The organism is Candidatus Pantoea gossypiicola (assembly GCF_008632075.1).
Lineage (GTDB): Bacteria > Pseudomonadota > Gammaproteobacteria > Enterobacterales > Enterobacteriaceae > Pantoea > Pantoea gossypiicola.
Map to the genome: position 1 here is coordinate 38,605 of NZ_VWVM01000006.1, position 14,562 is coordinate 53,166.

Annotated in this window: 15 protein-coding genes; 1 reads left to right on the forward strand and 14 read right to left on the reverse strand. The window is 55.7% G+C overall.

Annotation, left to right across the window (positions count from 1 at the left end; all coding sequences use genetic code 11):
- Positions 1-51: 51 nt before the first annotated feature.
- The 11 genes from ybeD to leuS all read right to left on the reverse strand — a co-directional run bounded on the left by ybeD (position 52) and on the right by leuS (position 11,668).
- Entirely contained in the window at positions 52-315 is a 264-nt protein-coding gene (ybeD, locus tag F3I20_RS09390) for a DUF493 family protein YbeD (protein WP_013357093.1), read from the reverse strand.
- Between the two features lie 100 nt (positions 316-415).
- A complete protein-coding gene (gene dacA, locus F3I20_RS09395; RefSeq protein WP_150012427.1) occupies positions 416-1,627 on the reverse strand; it encodes a D-alanyl-D-alanine carboxypeptidase DacA in 1,212 nt (403 codons plus the stop codon).
- A gap of 131 nt (positions 1,628-1,758) precedes the next feature.
- Complete coding sequence (gene rlpA / locus F3I20_RS09400; RefSeq protein ID WP_150012351.1) at positions 1,759-2,853, reverse strand: endolytic peptidoglycan transglycosylase RlpA; 1,095 nt, start codon at positions 2,851-2,853, stop codon at positions 1,759-1,761.
- Between the two features lie 10 nt (positions 2,854-2,863).
- Positions 2,864-3,976 carry a peptidoglycan glycosyltransferase MrdB gene (gene mrdB, locus F3I20_RS09405; RefSeq protein ID WP_150037300.1) on the reverse strand — a complete coding sequence of 371 codons (1,113 nt, stop codon included), beginning with the start codon at positions 3,974-3,976 and terminating at the stop codon, positions 2,864-2,866.
- 8 nt (positions 3,977-3,984) lie between these two features.
- Complete coding sequence (gene mrdA / locus F3I20_RS09410; protein WP_150012349.1) at positions 3,985-5,889, reverse strand: peptidoglycan DD-transpeptidase MrdA; 1,905 nt, start codon at positions 5,887-5,889, stop codon at positions 3,985-3,987.
- 34 nt (positions 5,890-5,923) lie between these two features.
- The gene (rlmH, locus tag F3I20_RS09415; protein ID WP_150012347.1) at positions 5,924-6,394 is read right to left on the reverse strand and encodes a 23S rRNA (pseudouridine(1915)-N(3))-methyltransferase RlmH; all 471 of its coding nucleotides are present in this window, start codon (positions 6,392-6,394) and stop codon (positions 5,924-5,926) included.
- 3 nt (positions 6,395-6,397) lie between these two features.
- Positions 6,398-6,715 (reverse strand): ribosome silencing factor, encoded by a 318-nt coding sequence (gene rsfS / locus F3I20_RS09420; protein WP_150012345.1) that lies wholly within the window; start codon positions 6,713-6,715, stop codon positions 6,398-6,400.
- A gap of 91 nt (positions 6,716-6,806) precedes the next feature.
- Positions 6,807-7,451: a nicotinate-nucleotide adenylyltransferase gene (nadD, locus tag F3I20_RS09425; RefSeq protein ID WP_150012343.1), complete on the reverse strand. Its 645-nt coding sequence runs from the start codon at positions 7,449-7,451 to the stop codon at positions 6,807-6,809.
- Entirely contained in the window at positions 7,444-8,475 is a 1,032-nt protein-coding gene (gene holA / locus F3I20_RS09430) for a DNA polymerase III subunit delta (protein WP_150037234.1), read from the reverse strand. Before holA ends, nadD begins: the two co-directional genes overlap by 8 nt.
- On the reverse strand, positions 8,472-9,071 hold the full coding sequence (gene lptE / locus F3I20_RS09435) for an LPS assembly lipoprotein LptE (protein WP_150012339.1): 600 nt from the start codon (positions 9,069-9,071) through the stop codon (positions 8,472-8,474). Before lptE ends, holA begins: the two co-directional genes overlap by 4 nt.
- 14 nt (positions 9,072-9,085) lie before the next feature.
- On the reverse strand, positions 9,086-11,668 hold the full coding sequence (gene leuS / locus F3I20_RS09440; RefSeq protein WP_150037233.1) for a leucine--tRNA ligase: 2,583 nt from the start codon (positions 11,666-11,668) through the stop codon (positions 9,086-9,088).
- A 222-nt stretch (positions 11,669-11,890) separates the two neighbouring features.
- Here leuS and F3I20_RS09445 point away from each other — a divergent pair, with 222 nt between their 5' ends.
- Positions 11,891-12,373 (forward strand): zinc ribbon-containing protein, encoded by a 483-nt coding sequence (locus tag F3I20_RS09445; RefSeq protein WP_033731844.1) that lies wholly within the window; start codon positions 11,891-11,893, stop codon positions 12,371-12,373.
- Positions 12,374-12,417: 44 nt separating this feature from the next.
- Here the strand turns inward: F3I20_RS09445 and F3I20_RS09450 are convergent, their stop codons facing one another.
- From F3I20_RS09450 to F3I20_RS09460, 3 genes are read right to left on the reverse strand one after another with little or no spacing between them, the layout of a single operon-like run.
- Positions 12,418-13,143 carry an amino acid ABC transporter ATP-binding protein gene (locus F3I20_RS09450; protein ID WP_013357105.1) on the reverse strand — a complete coding sequence of 242 codons (726 nt, stop codon included), beginning with the start codon at positions 13,141-13,143 and terminating at the stop codon, positions 12,418-12,420.
- Positions 13,144-13,821, reverse strand: coding sequence for a glutamate/aspartate ABC transporter permease GltK (gltK, locus tag F3I20_RS09455; protein ID WP_098051226.1), 678 nt, complete (start codon positions 13,819-13,821; stop codon positions 13,144-13,146). It abuts the gene before it with no gap.
- Complete coding sequence (locus tag F3I20_RS09460) at positions 13,821-14,561, reverse strand: amino acid ABC transporter permease (RefSeq protein WP_150037232.1); 741 nt, start codon at positions 14,559-14,561, stop codon at positions 13,821-13,823. The genes gltK and F3I20_RS09460 overlap by 1 nt, the downstream gene beginning before the upstream one ends.
- Position 14,562 lies beyond the last annotated feature (1 nt).

Here is a 14,562-nt window from a genome sequence, read left to right on the forward strand (position 1 = left end):
GAGGATAACGTCGGCAAACCGTCAGGCAGCGGCGTCTTGCCGACCCGTGAATTACAGTACCATCCGCACAATTTCGATCTGGCCCAGCTCTTCGTACAGACGTTCGACCTGCTCGATGTGGGTGGCGTTGATAGTGATGTTTACGGAGTGATAGTTGCCTTTGCTGCTCGGCTTAACTTCAGGGCTGTAATCGCCGGGCGCATGACGTTGCACCACTTCAACCACTTGATCAACCAGCTCCGGTTGTGCCAGACCCATTACTTTGTAGGTAAACGGGGTAGGAAATTCGAGCAGCTCATTCAGTTTGGTTTTCATATTAACTCCGGTGCATAAAAAACAGGCTCCCGCCTGAGCGGGAGCATCATAATATCTGGTAATGGGGACGGAAGGGTGATTTTTCAATCACCCTTTACGCTTAACCGAACCAGTGATGGAACATCAGTTTGATGTAATCCACGATACGGCCAAAGAACCCACCCTCAGCGATCTCGTTCAGCACCACCAGCGGACGCTGTTCGATAGTCTTGCCATCCAGCTGGAAGTTGATGCTGCCGACAACCTGGTTTTTCTTCAGTGGGGCATGCAGTTCCGTGTTGGTCAGCACATAGCTGGCTTTCAGATCTTTCATACGGCCACGTGGAATGGTCAGGTAAGCATCTTTTTCCACGCCCAGCTGCACGCGGTCGTTATCACCGAACCAGACTGGCTCAGAGGCGAACTCTTTACCCGCTTTCAGTGGCGCAACGGTTTCGAAGAAACGGAAGCCCCAGGTAAGCAGTTTCTTGCTCTCGGTTTCACGGCCTTTAAAGGTATGACCGCCCATGACGGCAGAGATCAGGCGCATCTGGCCTTCAGTCGCGGACGCCACCAGGTTATAACCAGCAGAGTTAGTGTGGCCGGTTTTAATACCGTCCACATTCAGGTTGGTATCCCACAGCAGACCGTTACGGTTCATCTGACGGATGTTGTTAAAGGTGAACTCTTTCTCTTTATAGACAGCGTACTCTTCCGGCACGTCGCGGATCAGCGCCTGGCCGATCAACGCCATGTCGCGCGCGGAGCTGTACTGACCTTCAGCGTCCAGCCCATGCACGGTCCCGAAATGGGTATTCTGCAGGCCAATCGCTTTAACGTAGTTGTTCATCAGATTAACGAACGCATCCTGGCTGCCGGCGACATAGTCAGCCATCGCAACACAGGCGTCGTTACCCGACTGCAGTACAATCCCACGCGTCAGCTGAGAGACCGGCACGCGGTCGCCTGGCTTCAGGAACATCAGGGAGGAACCTTTGAACACCGGGTTGCCCGTGGCCCAGGCATCCGGACCCACAGTGACTAAATCGTCCTGATGAATTTTGCCCGCTTTCACGGCCTGACCAATGACATAGCTGGTCATCATCTTGGTCAGACTGGCAGGATCGCGGCGTGCATCGGCGTTTTTCTCTGCCAGCACTTTGCCCGAGTTGTAGTCGATAAGGACATACGCTTCAGCATCAATGTCCGGCACGCCCGGAATCATGGTTTTGAGATTGACGTCATCAGCAATAGCAGCATGGCTGAGAGAGAAAGCGATCAGTGATCCCACTGTCAGGCGTTTCAGCAAACGAGATGATTTCAGCGTGTTCATGTGTAGGACTACAACATCCGTGAGTTTGAGGTTAAAAATGTCACTCATCATACCCAATGCCAGTGAATCTGGCACCGGGCGTGATGATTGGGTTGTTAGCAGACGTAACGTGTCACTGTCTGATAAACCGATCAGCGACGCGTGTTAGTAATGAATGAGGCGGTCTGGCCTTCACTGCTCAGGCGCTGTTGCAGCGCAGCCGCTTCGGCACGGGAGCTGTAACCGCCGAGCTGAACGCGATAAACGTTGTTGCCCGCGTCTTCGACCTTGCCGGGTACACCGTAACGCTGGCTCAGGCTTTTCATCATCTGCTGAGCACGCGCCGGGTCATTCAGTGCACCGACCTGCACGACATAGCCGGCTGCGGCACCACTGCTGGCTGCCGACGCAGCGCTGGCGGCTACAGGAGCAGCACTGCTGGCGGCCGGTGCAGTGACGGGCGCGGCGGCGGGTGGTTCACTGCCTTCCAGCACGCCGTTCGCTAATGGCTGAGGTGCGCCAAGAAAGCCGCTGCTTTGAACCGGCGCACCCATATTGTCACCGCCCTGCAGCGTGCTGTTGCTGATGGCTTCTACGTTTTGGGCTGGCGGTTCAGCGTTTGCGGCGCTGCCGCCATTCATCACCGCACCCCCGCTCAGGTCCGGGCGGGCAGGCAGCGAGTAGCTCTGTTTGGCGACCACAGTACCAATGGTGCCCGGGCCAGAGAGCGTACCGTCGGGAGCCACCTTGATATAGTCGACTCGTACCCGTGAATTATTGGAGATGTTCAGACGGTCACCGGCTGCCCGCGACAGGTCGATGATGCGTCCTGGCGTATAGGGACCGCGATCGTTAACGCGCACCACAATCTGACGGCCGTTCGCGATATTGGTTACGCGCACATAGCTCGGCAGCGGCAGAGTAGGGTGGGCGGCCGTCAGCGCATCCGGATCGTAGGCTTCACCGATGGCGGTGCGGTTGCCCTGTGCCTCTTCGCCGTACCAGGTGGCCAGACCGATCTCGCTGAAGTTCGACGGATCTTTGATGATGCGATAATTTTTGCCGTTAACGCTGTAATCCTGGCTGGTGCCCGGATTGATCGGCTCATAACGAGGCTCAACGCCTGGAATCTCTACTACGGGCCCATTGTAAGCCGGTTGCGGCGGTGCCGTATTTTGGGGTTCCGGCGTGGTACAGGCCGCCAGAACCAGTGATGCCAGTGCAACGCCAAGCCATTCCTTACGCATCTGCAGCCTCTTAGACACTTTTAGATAACATTTTTCGGTGAGTGTGGATCGACATCACAATGCCGAATCCCGCCATAAGCACGATTAGCGCGGAGCCGCCATAACTGACCAGCGGCAGCGGCACGCCAACTACCGGTAAGATACCACTAACCATGCCAATGTTAACGAAAACATAAACGAATAAAATCAGCATTAAACCGCCCGCCATGACCCGTCCAAACGTGGTCTGCGCGCGGGCTGCGACAACCAGCCCGCGCATGATCAGCAGCAGATAAAGGGTCAGCAGCAGCAGTACACCAACCAGCCCTAACTCTTCGGCCAGAACCGCAAAGATAAAGTCGGTATGACGCTCCGGTAAAAACTCCAGCTGAGACTGGGTGCCCTGCAGCCAGCCTTTGCCGCGCAGTCCGCCTGAACCGATGGCGATTTTCGACTGGATAATGTGATAACCCGCGCCCAGCGGATCCGTTTCCGGGTCGAGCAGCATCATAACGCGGTCACGCTGATAGTCGTGCATCAGGAAGAACCACAAAATCGGGATAAAGGCGGCGACCAGCAGCACCGCCACGCTAATCAGTTTCCAGCTCATCCCTGAAAGGAACAATACAAACAGGCCTGAGGCGGCAATCAAAATCGAGGTGCCGAGATCGGGCTGTGCGGCCACCAGCAGGGTGGGCAGGAAGATCAGAATCAGCGCGATACCCGTATTTTTCAGCGTTGGCGGACAGACATCGCGGTTAATAAAGCGCGCCACCATCAGTGGCACCGCGATTTTGGCAATCTCAGAAGGCTGAAAGCGAACAAAGCCGAGATCGAGCCAGCGCTGTGCCCCTTTACTGATCTGACCAAAGGCATCCACCGCCACCAGCAGAATGACGCAGACAATATAGAGATAGGGCGCCCAGCCTTCATAAACGCGCGGCGGCACCTGCGCCAGCACAATCATGATCACCAGACCCATCGCGATCTGACCGAGCTTACGCTCCATCATGCCGGGATCCTGTCCGCTGGCACTCCAGATCACCACGGCGCTGTAAGTCAGCAGCGCGAGAATGATCAGCATAAACATCGGATCGATGTGGATGCGCATCCAGATCGATCGTTTCTGCGGACTATCTTGCATCGACATGTTTATTCACCTTCATAACCGGGCGGCACAGGGGCAGCGTCCGGCAGAACTGTATTGTTATCACCCAACATAATGTGATCCAGAATCTGGCGCATCACGGTGCCGACAGCCGGACCGGCACCACCGTTTTCCAGGATAATGGTCACAGCCACCCGAGGTTTGTCATAAGGGGCAAACGCGGTCATTAATTTATGGTCGCGTAATCGTTCAGCAATTCTGTGGGCGTTATACGTTTCGTTCTCTTTCAGGCCAAAGACCTGTGCCGTACCGGACTTGGCGGCGATTTTATAAGGCGCATCAGCAAAGCTTTTGTGCGCGGTGCCGTTGGGACGGTTCGCCACGCCGTACATGCCATCTTTGGCGATTTCCCAGTAGCCAGAATGGATATCACCAATCGGGGCCTCTGGCGGCTGGCGATAGGGCACAAGAGTCCGGCCTTCACGAGTGGCGCGCAGCATATGCGGCACCTTGACGACGCCATCGTTGATCAGAATCATCATCGCTTTGTTCATCTGCAGCGGGGTTGCCGTCCAGTAACCCTGGCCGATTCCCACCGGAATGGTGTCACCCTGATACCACGGCTTTTTAAAGCGCTTCTGCTTCCACTCGCGGGTCGGCATGTTACCGGCGCTCTCCTGCGGTAAGTCGATGCCGGTACGGCTGCCGTAACCAAATTTATTCATCCATTCTGACAGGCGGTCAATACCCATGTCGTAGGCGACCTGATAGAAGAAGGTGTCGGCAGACTCCTCCAGCGCTTTGGTGACGTTAAGACGACCGTGACCCCACTTTTTCCAGTCGCGGAAGCGCTTCTCTGAACCGGGAAGCTGCCACCAGCCCGGATCAAACAGACTGGTATTACGGTTAATCACGCCAGCACTCAGCGCAGAGACTGCTACATAGGGTTTAACCGTCGAGGCCGGTGGATAAGCCGCCTGAATCGCACGGTTATAGAGTGGGCGATTTTCATCTTCCAGCAGGCCGCGATAATCCTTGCTGGAAATACCGTCGACAAATAAGTTGGCATCGTAACTGGGTGTGGAGACCATGGCGAGAATTTCGCCGGTGCGCGGATCGCTGACGACAACAGCGGCGCGACTGCCCGCCAGCAGGGTCTCGACATACTGCTGCAGTTTGAGATCGATCGTCAGATAGATATCGCGGCCAGCCTGAGGCGACTCCTCATGCAGCTGGCGAATGACGCGGCCACGGTTGTTGACCTCAACCTCTTCGAAACCGGTTTTGCCGTGCAGCAGACTCTCGTAATACGCTTCAATGCCAAGCTTGCCGATGTCATGCGTCGCGGCGTAATTCGGCCATATGCCTTCTTTATCGAGGCGTGCAACGTCACGATCGTTAATTTTTGAGACATAGCCAACGACATGCGTCAGCGTGGCACCGTAGGGATAGTAGCGGCGCTGATAACCTTTAACCTCCACGCCGGGAAAGCGGTACTGATTGACCGCAAAGCGTGCCACCTGAACTTCATTCAGACCGGTTTTAACGGGAATGGAGGTAAAGCGACGCGAGCGTTTGCGCTCTTTCTGGAAGTTTTCGAGGTCTTCGTCCGTCAGCTCAAGCACCGGGCGTAAGTTTTCCAGCGTCTGCTGCAGGTTATCGACTTTCTCCGGCACCAGTTCTGCCTGATAGATGGTGCGGTTCAGTGCCAGCGGCGTGCCGGTGCGATCGTAAATAATGCCGCGGCTGGGTGCGACAGGCACCAGTTTAATGCGGTTCTGATTGGAGCGGGTGCTGTAATCATCAAAGCGAAGAATTTGCAGATGATAAAGGTTAACCACCAGGATTGAAGAGAGCAGTAAGATACCGACGAAGGCGATGAACGCCCGACGGACAAAGAGTTTCTGTTCGGCGCTGTAATCGCGAAAGGCGTTGCTTTGTAATTTCATCCGCTACTTGTCATGTCTGATGTGGGCTGATCGGTCATTCACGATGATAAGGATGATTAGTCGTTATACTCCAGGCCCGATACAGACTTTCGGCCACCAGCACGCGCACCAGCGGATGAGGCAACGTCAATGCTGACAGTGACCAGCTTTGCTCTGCCGCCGCTTTACAGGCTGGAGCCAGGCCTTCAGGCCCGCCGATCAGCAGGCTGACATCGCGACCATCCAGCTTCCAGCGTTCAAGCTGCTGCGCCAGCTGCGGGGTTTCCCACGGTTGACCTGGAATATCCAGCGTAACGATGCGATTGCCTTTGCCGACCGCCGCTAACATCGCTTCACCCTCTTTTTCAAGGATGCGTTTGATATCAGCATTTTTGCCGCGTTTACCTGCGGTCACTTCGGTCAGCTCAAACGGCATATCTTTCGGGAAGCGGCGCAGATAGTCCATGAAACCGGTCTGCACCCAGTCGGGCATTTTTGTGCCGACGGCAACAAGTTGCAGTTTCACCGATTAGCTCCAGAGTTTTTCCAGCTCATACAGCTGGCGACTCTCTTCCTGCATCACATGTACGATGACATCACCCAGATCAACCACGACCCAGTCTGCCGCGCTTTTACCTTCAATGCCCAATGGCATCAGGCCAGCCAGACGGGATTCCTGCTCAACGTGTTCTGCGATCGACGTCACATGACGCGTGGAGGTGCCGGTGCAGATGATCATGAAATCGGTGATGCTGGATTTGCCCTGAACGTCAATGGTGACAATGTCCTGGCCTTTGAGATCATCAATCTTATCAATAACGAACTGTTGGAGTGCTTTACCTTGCAAAAGGTTCCCCTTGGAATCTGGTGGTATCGGGCTGGCTGTAAGCCCGGAGAGTGCAGCCAAAATTTAAGCGGCGCAGTATAGCATGCCCGGATCAGTCGCGATATAAGCCTTCGCGGTCGATATAGTCAATCACCGCCGCGGGCAACAGGTCGTCGCAGGGCTGGTTCTGATGGCGACGGCGGCGGATTTCTGTCGCCGAAATGTTATAGAGCGGGGTTTCCGCCAGCCAGATATGACCTGCGGGCTGCTGATGCAGCTGCCGGATATCCTGAGCAAGGTGTTGATCGAGCCACTGCTGCATCTCCGGCGAGTCGAACCGGGTCGGATAGCCAGGGCGCTGGCACACCAGCAGATGACAGAGTGACAGCAGGTCCTGCCAGCGATGCCATTTCGGCAGGCTTAGCAGGGAATCCTGACCAATAATAAAAGCCAGCGGCTGCGCTGCACCGCGTTCGGCGCGCCAGGCTTCCAGGGTGGTTACGGTCCAGGAGGGCGTGTCGCGCTCCAGCTCACGGGTATCAATCTCATACAGCGGTAAGCCGCGGATAGCACAGCGCAGCATAGCAACCCGCTGGGCGGCGCTGGCTTCCGGTTGCGGACGATGCGGTGGCACATTGTTGGGCAGCAGCGTCACACGCTGCAGGCCGGTCTGTTGAGCCAGCGCTTCGACCGGACGCAGATGACCAAAATGAATCGGGTCGAAGGTGCCACCAAATAGCGCGTGTAACTCAGACATGGGCAAAACTCGTCGGAAAAGCACGACTGCTGAGCAGCAGCGTCAGGGTCTGTAACTGCGGCCACACCGGCTGCCCATAATCCTGCTTCAGAGTGATCTCAATCTGACTGAGCAGATGAATCGCGCGTTGCAGACGGGTGGCGTCCAGGCGTTGCAGTGCATCGGTGAACAGCGCGCGGCGGTTCTGCCAGATACGCTGCTGATCCATCAGGGTACGCAACGGCTGCTGCGCCTGATGGCGTTGCAGATGCAGCAGCGTCAGCAGATCGCGCTGCAGCGTGCGCAGCAGAATCACCACTTCGCTCTCTTCTTTCTCCAGCTGATGCAGGATATGCAGCGCGCGACGGCTCTTCCCCGCCAGCAGAGCATCGACCCAGTGGAACGGTGTGAAGTGGGCCGCATCGCTGACCGCCTCTTCAACCCGGGGCAGGGTCAGCTTGCCGTCAGGCCACTGCAGTGAGAGCCGCTCCAGCGCCTGGGCCAGCGCCAGCAGATTGCCTTCATAGCAGTAACACAATAGCTGCACAGCCGCGTCATCGACCGAGAGTTTCAGCGCCTTAGCCCGATTCACGACCCAGCGAGGCAGTTGTGCCTGTTCGGGCGTCTGGCAGGGCACTAAAACTGCAGAGGCGGACAGGGCTTTAAACCATGCACTGTTTTCCTGCGCGCGGGTCAGCTTTGGCATCCGGCAGATCAGCAGAATATCGGCGTGCAGCAGCTGCGACAGCTTAACCAACTGCTCGGCCATTGCGGCATTGGGGCCATTCTCGGGGAATTGCAGCGTCATCGTCTGACGCTGGGCAAACAGACTCAGTGACTGGCAACTGGCAAACAGGCTCTCCCAGTCGGTCTGGGCGTCCAGCGTAAAACTGAAATGTTCTTCAAATCGCTGCGCGGTTGCGGCGGCACGGATGGCATCCGCACTTTCCTGCAACAGCAGCGGTTCGTTTCCGGCTAACAAATAACAGTCGCGCAGCCCCTCACGGAGCTGCGCGCTGAGTTGCTCAGGGTAAATCCTGATCATTGCAGGCTGGTAGCAGAGGAAGAGGGTGCTTCCTGTGAACCCTGACCCGGAACCGGAATCACTGACGCCGGTAAGGTCTCTTTGTTGTTGATCTGTGCGGCATGCACGGTCAGCAGCTTACGTACCAGCTGTTCGGCAGCACGCTGACGCATCTCCTGCGTAATCAGATCCTGCTCGGCATCTTTTGCCAGCGCAGCATTCGGGTTATCGAAGAATGAACGATAAACCGTGGTGCTGATTGGGTAGATTCCTTTGCCCGGCAACAGGACCTGCGCCGTCAGCGTCATGACCAGCTGATACTCAGCAGAGGTGCCGCTGATAAAGACCGATGCGGTGTTACGTCCCGACACCTCAGGACCCAGACGCAGCGTCGGAATATCGGTGCGGTTCTGTTTAGTGTCTTCAACAATAGTGACATCGTTGATACGCAGTTGCTGGCGCACAGTACGCGCCAGCGGTCCATAAGGATCGCCGGTTGAAACAATCAGGGTTTTCAGTTCGCTGGGCACCTGTGTGGTGCCGCGCGGATGAAAACCGCAGCCAGCGGTGATAACCACCGCCAGCATGACAAACAGCCTGATAATCGGATGTCGCACAGTTCCTCCTGAACTTAACCTACGACCAGGTTAAGCAGTTTGCCCGGTACATAAATGACTTTACGGATAGTCACGCCGTCCAGATACTTCGCTACCAGATGCTCCTGGGCAGCGCGTGCCTGAACCTGTTCCTGCGTTGCCTCGGCGGGTACGGTAATTTTGCCACGCACTTTACCGTTCACCTGCACCACGACCAGCAGTGAATCTTCAACCATAGCGGCTTCATCCGCTACCGGCCAGCTCGCTTCATCGATGGTGCCTTCGCCACCCAGCGTCTGCCACAGAACATAGCAGGCGTGCGGGGTAAACGGATAGAGCAGACGGACGATAGCCAGCAGCGCTTCCTGCATCAGAGCGCGATCCTGCTCGCCTTCCTGCGGGGCACGCGCCAGTTTGTTCATCAGCTCCATAATCGCTGCAATGGCGGTGTTGAAAGTCTGACGACGGCCAATATCATCCGCCACTTTGGCGATGGTTTTGTGCAGGTCACGACGCAGCGATTTCTGCTCGTCATTCAGGCTATCCACATCCAGCGCCACGGTCGCACCCTGTGAGGTGTGCTCGTAGACCAGCTTCCAGACACGCTTCAGGAAGCGGTTCGCCCCTTCAACGCCCGACTCCTGCCACTCCAGCGTCATATCGGCCGGTGAAGCAAACATCATGAACAGACGCACGGTATCCGCGCCGTAACGCTCAACCATCAGCTGTGGGTCGATGCCGTTGTTTTTCGACTTCGACATTTTACTCATGCCCGCGTAAATCACCTCGCGGCCCTGCGTATCGGTAGCTTTTACAATGCGGCCTTTCTCATCACGCTCAACCTCAACGTCAACCGGTGAAACCCAGTTACGCTCGCCGTTGTTACCGAGATAGTAGAAGGCGTCAGCCAGCACCATGCCCTGGCACAGCAGACGTTTGGCCGGTTCATTTGAGTTGACCAGGCCCGCGTCACGCAGCAGCTTATGGAAGAAGCGGAAATACATCAGGTGCATGATGGCGTGTTCGATACCACCCACATACTGATCGACCGGCAGCCAGTAGTTTGCGGCGGCCGGATCCAGCATGCCTTCCTTGTAGCTGGCGCAGGTATAGCGCGCGTAGTACCAGGAGGACTCCATGAAGGTGTCAAAGGTGTCGGTTTCACGCAGAGCAGGCTGGCCATTTACGGTGGTCTTCGCCCACGCCGGATCCGCTTTGATCGGGCTGGTAATGCCATCCATTACCACATCTTCCGGCAGGATCACCGGCAGCTGGTCTTCAGGTGTCGGCATTACGGTGCCATCTTCCAGCGTGACCATTGGGATCGGTGCACCCCAGTAACGCTGACGGGAAACACCCCAGTCGCGCAGACGGTAGTTCACTTTACGAACGCCCACGCCTTTTGCCGCGAGAGAATCTGCAATGGCGGCAAACCCTGCGGCGTGATCCAGACCGTTGAACTCGCCTGAATTAAACAGCGCGCCTTTGTCGGTCATTGCCGCGGCACTGACGTCAGGAATGGAGCCATCCAGATTGAGTACTACCGGCTTGATCGCCAGATCGTATTTAGTGGCAAATTCCCAGTCGCGCTGGTCGTGCGCCGGGACCGCCATGACGGCACCGGTGCCATATTCCATCAGCACGAAGTTAGCGACCCAGATCGGGAGAAGCTCGCCGGTCAGCGGATGAATAACAGACAGGCCGGTCGCCATGCCTTTCTTCTCCATGGTCGCCATATCGGCTTCGGCCACTTTGGTATTGCGGCATTCAGCGATAAAGTCAGCCAGTGCCGGGTTATTCACCGATGCCTGGGTTGCCAGCGAATGACCCGCCGCAACGGCAACATAGGTTGCGCCGATAAAGGTATCCGGGCGGGTGGTATAAACAGTGACTTTCTCTTCGCTGTCAGCAACGTCGAACGTGATTTCGACGCCTTCAGAACGGCCAATCCAGTTACGCTGCATGGTTTTGACCTGCTCAGGCCACTCTTCCAGCGTATCCAGATCGTTCAGCAGTTCTTCCGCATAATCGGTGATTTTGATAAACCACTGCGGGATCTCTTTGCGCTCAACTTTGGTGTCGCAGCGCCAGCAGCAGCCATCAATTACCTGCTCGTTCGCCAGCACCGTCTGATCGTTCGGACACCAGTTGACGGCAGAGGTCTTTTTATAAACCAGACCTTTTTCATACAGTTTGGTGAAAAACCACTGTTCCCAGCGATAGTACTCTGGCTGGCAGGTCGCCAGTTCACGACTCCAGTCATAGCCAAAGCCCAGCAGTTTAAGCTGGTTTTTCATGTAGGCGATGTTGTCGTATGTCCAGGGGGCCGGTGCGGTGTTATTTTTAACCGCAGCGCCTTCCGCAGGCAGGCCGAAAGCATCCCAGCCAATCGGCTGTAGTACGTTTTTGCCGAGCATACGCTGATAACGCGCGATTACGTCGCCGATGGTGTAGTTACGAACGTGGCCCATATGCAGGCGGCCAGAAGGATAGGGCAACATGGAGAGGCAATAGTATTTCTCTTTACCTTCCTGCTCAGTCACTTTAAACGTTTCGTTTTCATCCCAGTGTTGCTGCACACGGGATTCAATCTCTTCCGGGCGGTATTGCTCTTGCATGGCTGCCTGTGGTCCTTTATGAATAACATTTTTCGGGCTCTACGATCCGCATAGCATACCCATAAGGCCGCGTATCAACAACACTTCCCACTTTTGCTGGCACGATTTCTGCTGAAAGCGTCAGCCTCTTCACCCTTTTGTAATTCACTGTACAGACGACACGGCAAAAGCCGCATTGCGACTAAACTTAATTCAGCGAGGGTCTGCATAAAGGAGAATAAAATGAATAAAGTAGCTCAGGAATATCGCGAGTCGTTAGCCGTACTGACCGAACGTCTCCGTCAGGGCGATCGCAACCTTGATGAGCTGATTGCCGGGCGACGCAGCCAGTTACGGGTGCGCGATGATATGACGGAAGAAGAGATTGATCAGGCGCTGAGCTCGGTACGCCGTGATTTGGGCGAGTTTGCACGCAGTTATACCGATGTGGAAGAGCCGCTGGCGGATTCACTGTTTATGCGCATTATTCGCGAGAGCGTCTGGAAAGAGCTGGCGGATATCACCGATAAAAGTCAGCTGGAATGGCGCGAAGTCTTCCAGGATCTGCATCATCACGGTGTATATCAGAGCGGCGAAGTGGTGGGGCTGGGCAATCTGGTGTGTGAGAAATGTCAGTTTACCCGGGCGATCTATACGCCGGAAACCCTGTCGCGCTGTCCGGAATGCGGCAATGATCAGTTTCAGCGTCAGCCTTTTGAACCCTGATAATAAAAACGATGCGGGCCACTCAGGTGACCCGCATAGGTTATTTAGTGCAGAATTTTAGCGAGGAAATCTTTAGCACGGTCAGACTGGGGGTTATTAAAGAAGTCATCTTTATTGGTGTCTTCGATAATTTTTCCTTCATCCATGAAGATCACACGATTAGCAACTTTGCGGGCGAAGCCCATCTCGTGTGTCACCACCATCATCGTCATCCCTTCCTGCGCCAGCTCGACCATCACATCCAGCACTTCGTTGATCATTTCCGGATCCAGCGCGGAGGTCGGTTCATCAAACAACATCGCGATGGGATCCATGCAGAGTGCACGTGCAATCGCCACACGCTGCTGCTGTCCACCCGATAGCTGGCCGGGGAACTTCTCGGCATGGGCTGAGAGACCTACACGTTTCAACAGTTTCAGTCCTTTATCGCGGGCTGCTGCTTTGTCACGTTTCAGCACTTTCACCTGCGCCAGCACCAGATTGTTGATAATGCTCAGATGCGGGAACAGCTCGAAGTGCTGGAACACCATACCGACCTGGCTGCGAAGTTGTGCAAGGTTGGTTTTTTTGTTGTTTACCTCAGTGCCATTGACCGCAATCACGCCCTGCTGAACCGGCTCAAGGCCATTCACCGTTTTGATCAGCGTCGATTTACCGGAGCCGGACGGCCCGCAGACCACCACTACCTCACCGGTTTTAACCTCGGTTGAGCAGTCGGTCAGCACCTGAAAGTGACCATACCACTTAGAAACATTTTTCAGGCTAATCATTTAAACCGTCCTTTTTCTTTTCAGATAGCTGACCAACAGCGATGCGCTCAGGCTGATAACGAAGTAGACCAGACCTGCAAACAGAACCATTTCAACCTGGGTGCCGTCGCGCTCACCAATGGTGGACGCAGTACGGAAGAAGTCCGCCAGGCTTAAGACATAGACCAGCGAGGTATCCTGGAACAGCACGATACCCTGCGTCAGTAACAGCGGAACCATGGCGCGGAACGCCTGCGGCAGGATGATCAGGCGCATTGCCTGCCACTGTGTCATACCCAGCGCCAGCGCGGCATTGCCCTGTCCACGCGAAATACTGATGATGCCGGCACGAATGATTTCGGAGTAGTAGGCCGCTTCAAACAGCGAAAAGGCAACCATGGCGGAAATCAGCCGGATATCGGTTTTCGGCGACAGGCCCAGCACCTGCTGCAGGAAACTCGGCACCACCAGATAGAACCACAGCAGCACCATGACCAGCGGCACCGAGCGGAACAGGTTGACGTAGATTTTGGCGAACCAGCTGATGGGCTTAAAGCTCGACAGACGCATCACCGCCAGCAGGGTGCCCCACAGAATGCCGAAGACCACGGCGGTAATGGTTATCTTGAAGGTAATCACTAAGCCGTTAAGCAGATAGGGCAGGCTGGGTGTAATCGAACTCCAGTCAAAGTCGTACATTACTTGCCTCCCGCATTGCCTGGCAGCCGGACTTTGCGCTCGACCAGACTCATCAACAACATAATCACCAGGTTAATCGCGACATAGGCCAGCGTAATGGCGGTAAAGGATTCATAGGCGTGAGCAGAATAGTCGAGCAGTTTGCCCGCCTGTGCCGCCATATCGACCAGACCAATGGTGGAGGCGATAGCGGAGTTCTTCACCAGGTTCAGCATTTCCGAAGTCATCGGCGGCACAATCACGCGATACGCATTCGGCAGCAGGACATAGCGATAGGTCTGCGGCAGCGTTAGTCCCATCGCCAGACCGGCATTTTTCTGTCCTGCCGGCAGTGACTGAATGGCTGCGCGCACCTGCTCGCAGACGCGGGCGGCGGTAAACAGGCCAAGACAGATCATTGAAGAGAGGAAGAACTGAATGTTGGGGTCCAGCTCAGACTTAAACCACATGCCGAGCTTTTCGCCCACCAGTTCGGGCGCGACCAGATACCAGAAGAAGAACTGGACGATCAGCGGAATGTTGCGAAACAGTTCGACATAGCAGGTGCCAATGGTCGCCAGCAGGCGATTAGGCACGGTGCGCAGAATGCCGAAAAATGAACCCACGCAGAAGGCGATAATCCAGGCGCAGCAGGAGACGGCTATCGTCACCTGAAAACCGGACCACAGCCAGCCGAGGTAGGTCGTGTTACCGAACGGGGCCTGTTCGAGGAAAATGCCCCAGTTCCAATCGATACCCATA

Excerpts from the sequence above, each read along its gene's own strand:
- ybeD (WP_013357093.1), bottom strand. The coding sequence starts at position 315 with ATGAAAACCAAACTGAATGAGCTGCTCGAATTTCCTACCCCGTTTACC.
- dacA (WP_150012427.1), bottom strand. The coding sequence starts at position 1,627 with ATGAACACGCTGAAATCATCTCGTTTGCTGAAACGCCTGACAGTGGGA.
- rlpA (WP_150012351.1), bottom strand. The coding sequence starts at position 2,853 with ATGCGTAAGGAATGGCTTGGCGTTGCACTGGCATCACTGGTTCTGGCG.
- mrdB (WP_150037300.1), bottom strand. The coding sequence starts at position 3,976 with ATGCAAGATAGTCCGCAGAAACGATCGATCTGGATGCGCATCCACATC.
- mrdA (WP_150012349.1), bottom strand. The coding sequence starts at position 5,889 with ATGAAATTACAAAGCAACGCCTTTCGCGATTACAGCGCCGAACAGAAA.
- nadD (WP_150012343.1), bottom strand. The coding sequence starts at position 7,451 with ATGTCTGAGTTACACGCGCTATTTGGTGGCACCTTCGACCCGATTCAT.
- holA (WP_150037234.1), bottom strand. The coding sequence starts at position 8,475 with ATGATCAGGATTTACCCTGAGCAACTCAGCGCGCAGCTCCGTGAGGGG.
- leuS (WP_150037233.1), bottom strand. The coding sequence starts at position 11,668 with ATGCAAGAGCAATACCGCCCGGAAGAGATTGAATCCCGTGTGCAGCAA.
- F3I20_RS09445 (WP_033731844.1), top strand. The coding sequence starts at position 11,891 with ATGAATAAAGTAGCTCAGGAATATCGCGAGTCGTTAGCCGTACTGACC.
- F3I20_RS09450 (WP_013357105.1), bottom strand. The coding sequence starts at position 13,143 with ATGATTAGCCTGAAAAATGTTTCTAAGTGGTATGGTCACTTTCAGGTG.
- gltK (WP_098051226.1), bottom strand. The coding sequence starts at position 13,821 with ATGTACGACTTTGACTGGAGTTCGATTACACCCAGCCTGCCCTATCTG.
- F3I20_RS09460 (WP_150037232.1), bottom strand. The coding sequence starts at position 14,561 with ATGGGTATCGATTGGAACTGGGGCATTTTCCTCGAACAGGCCCCGTTC.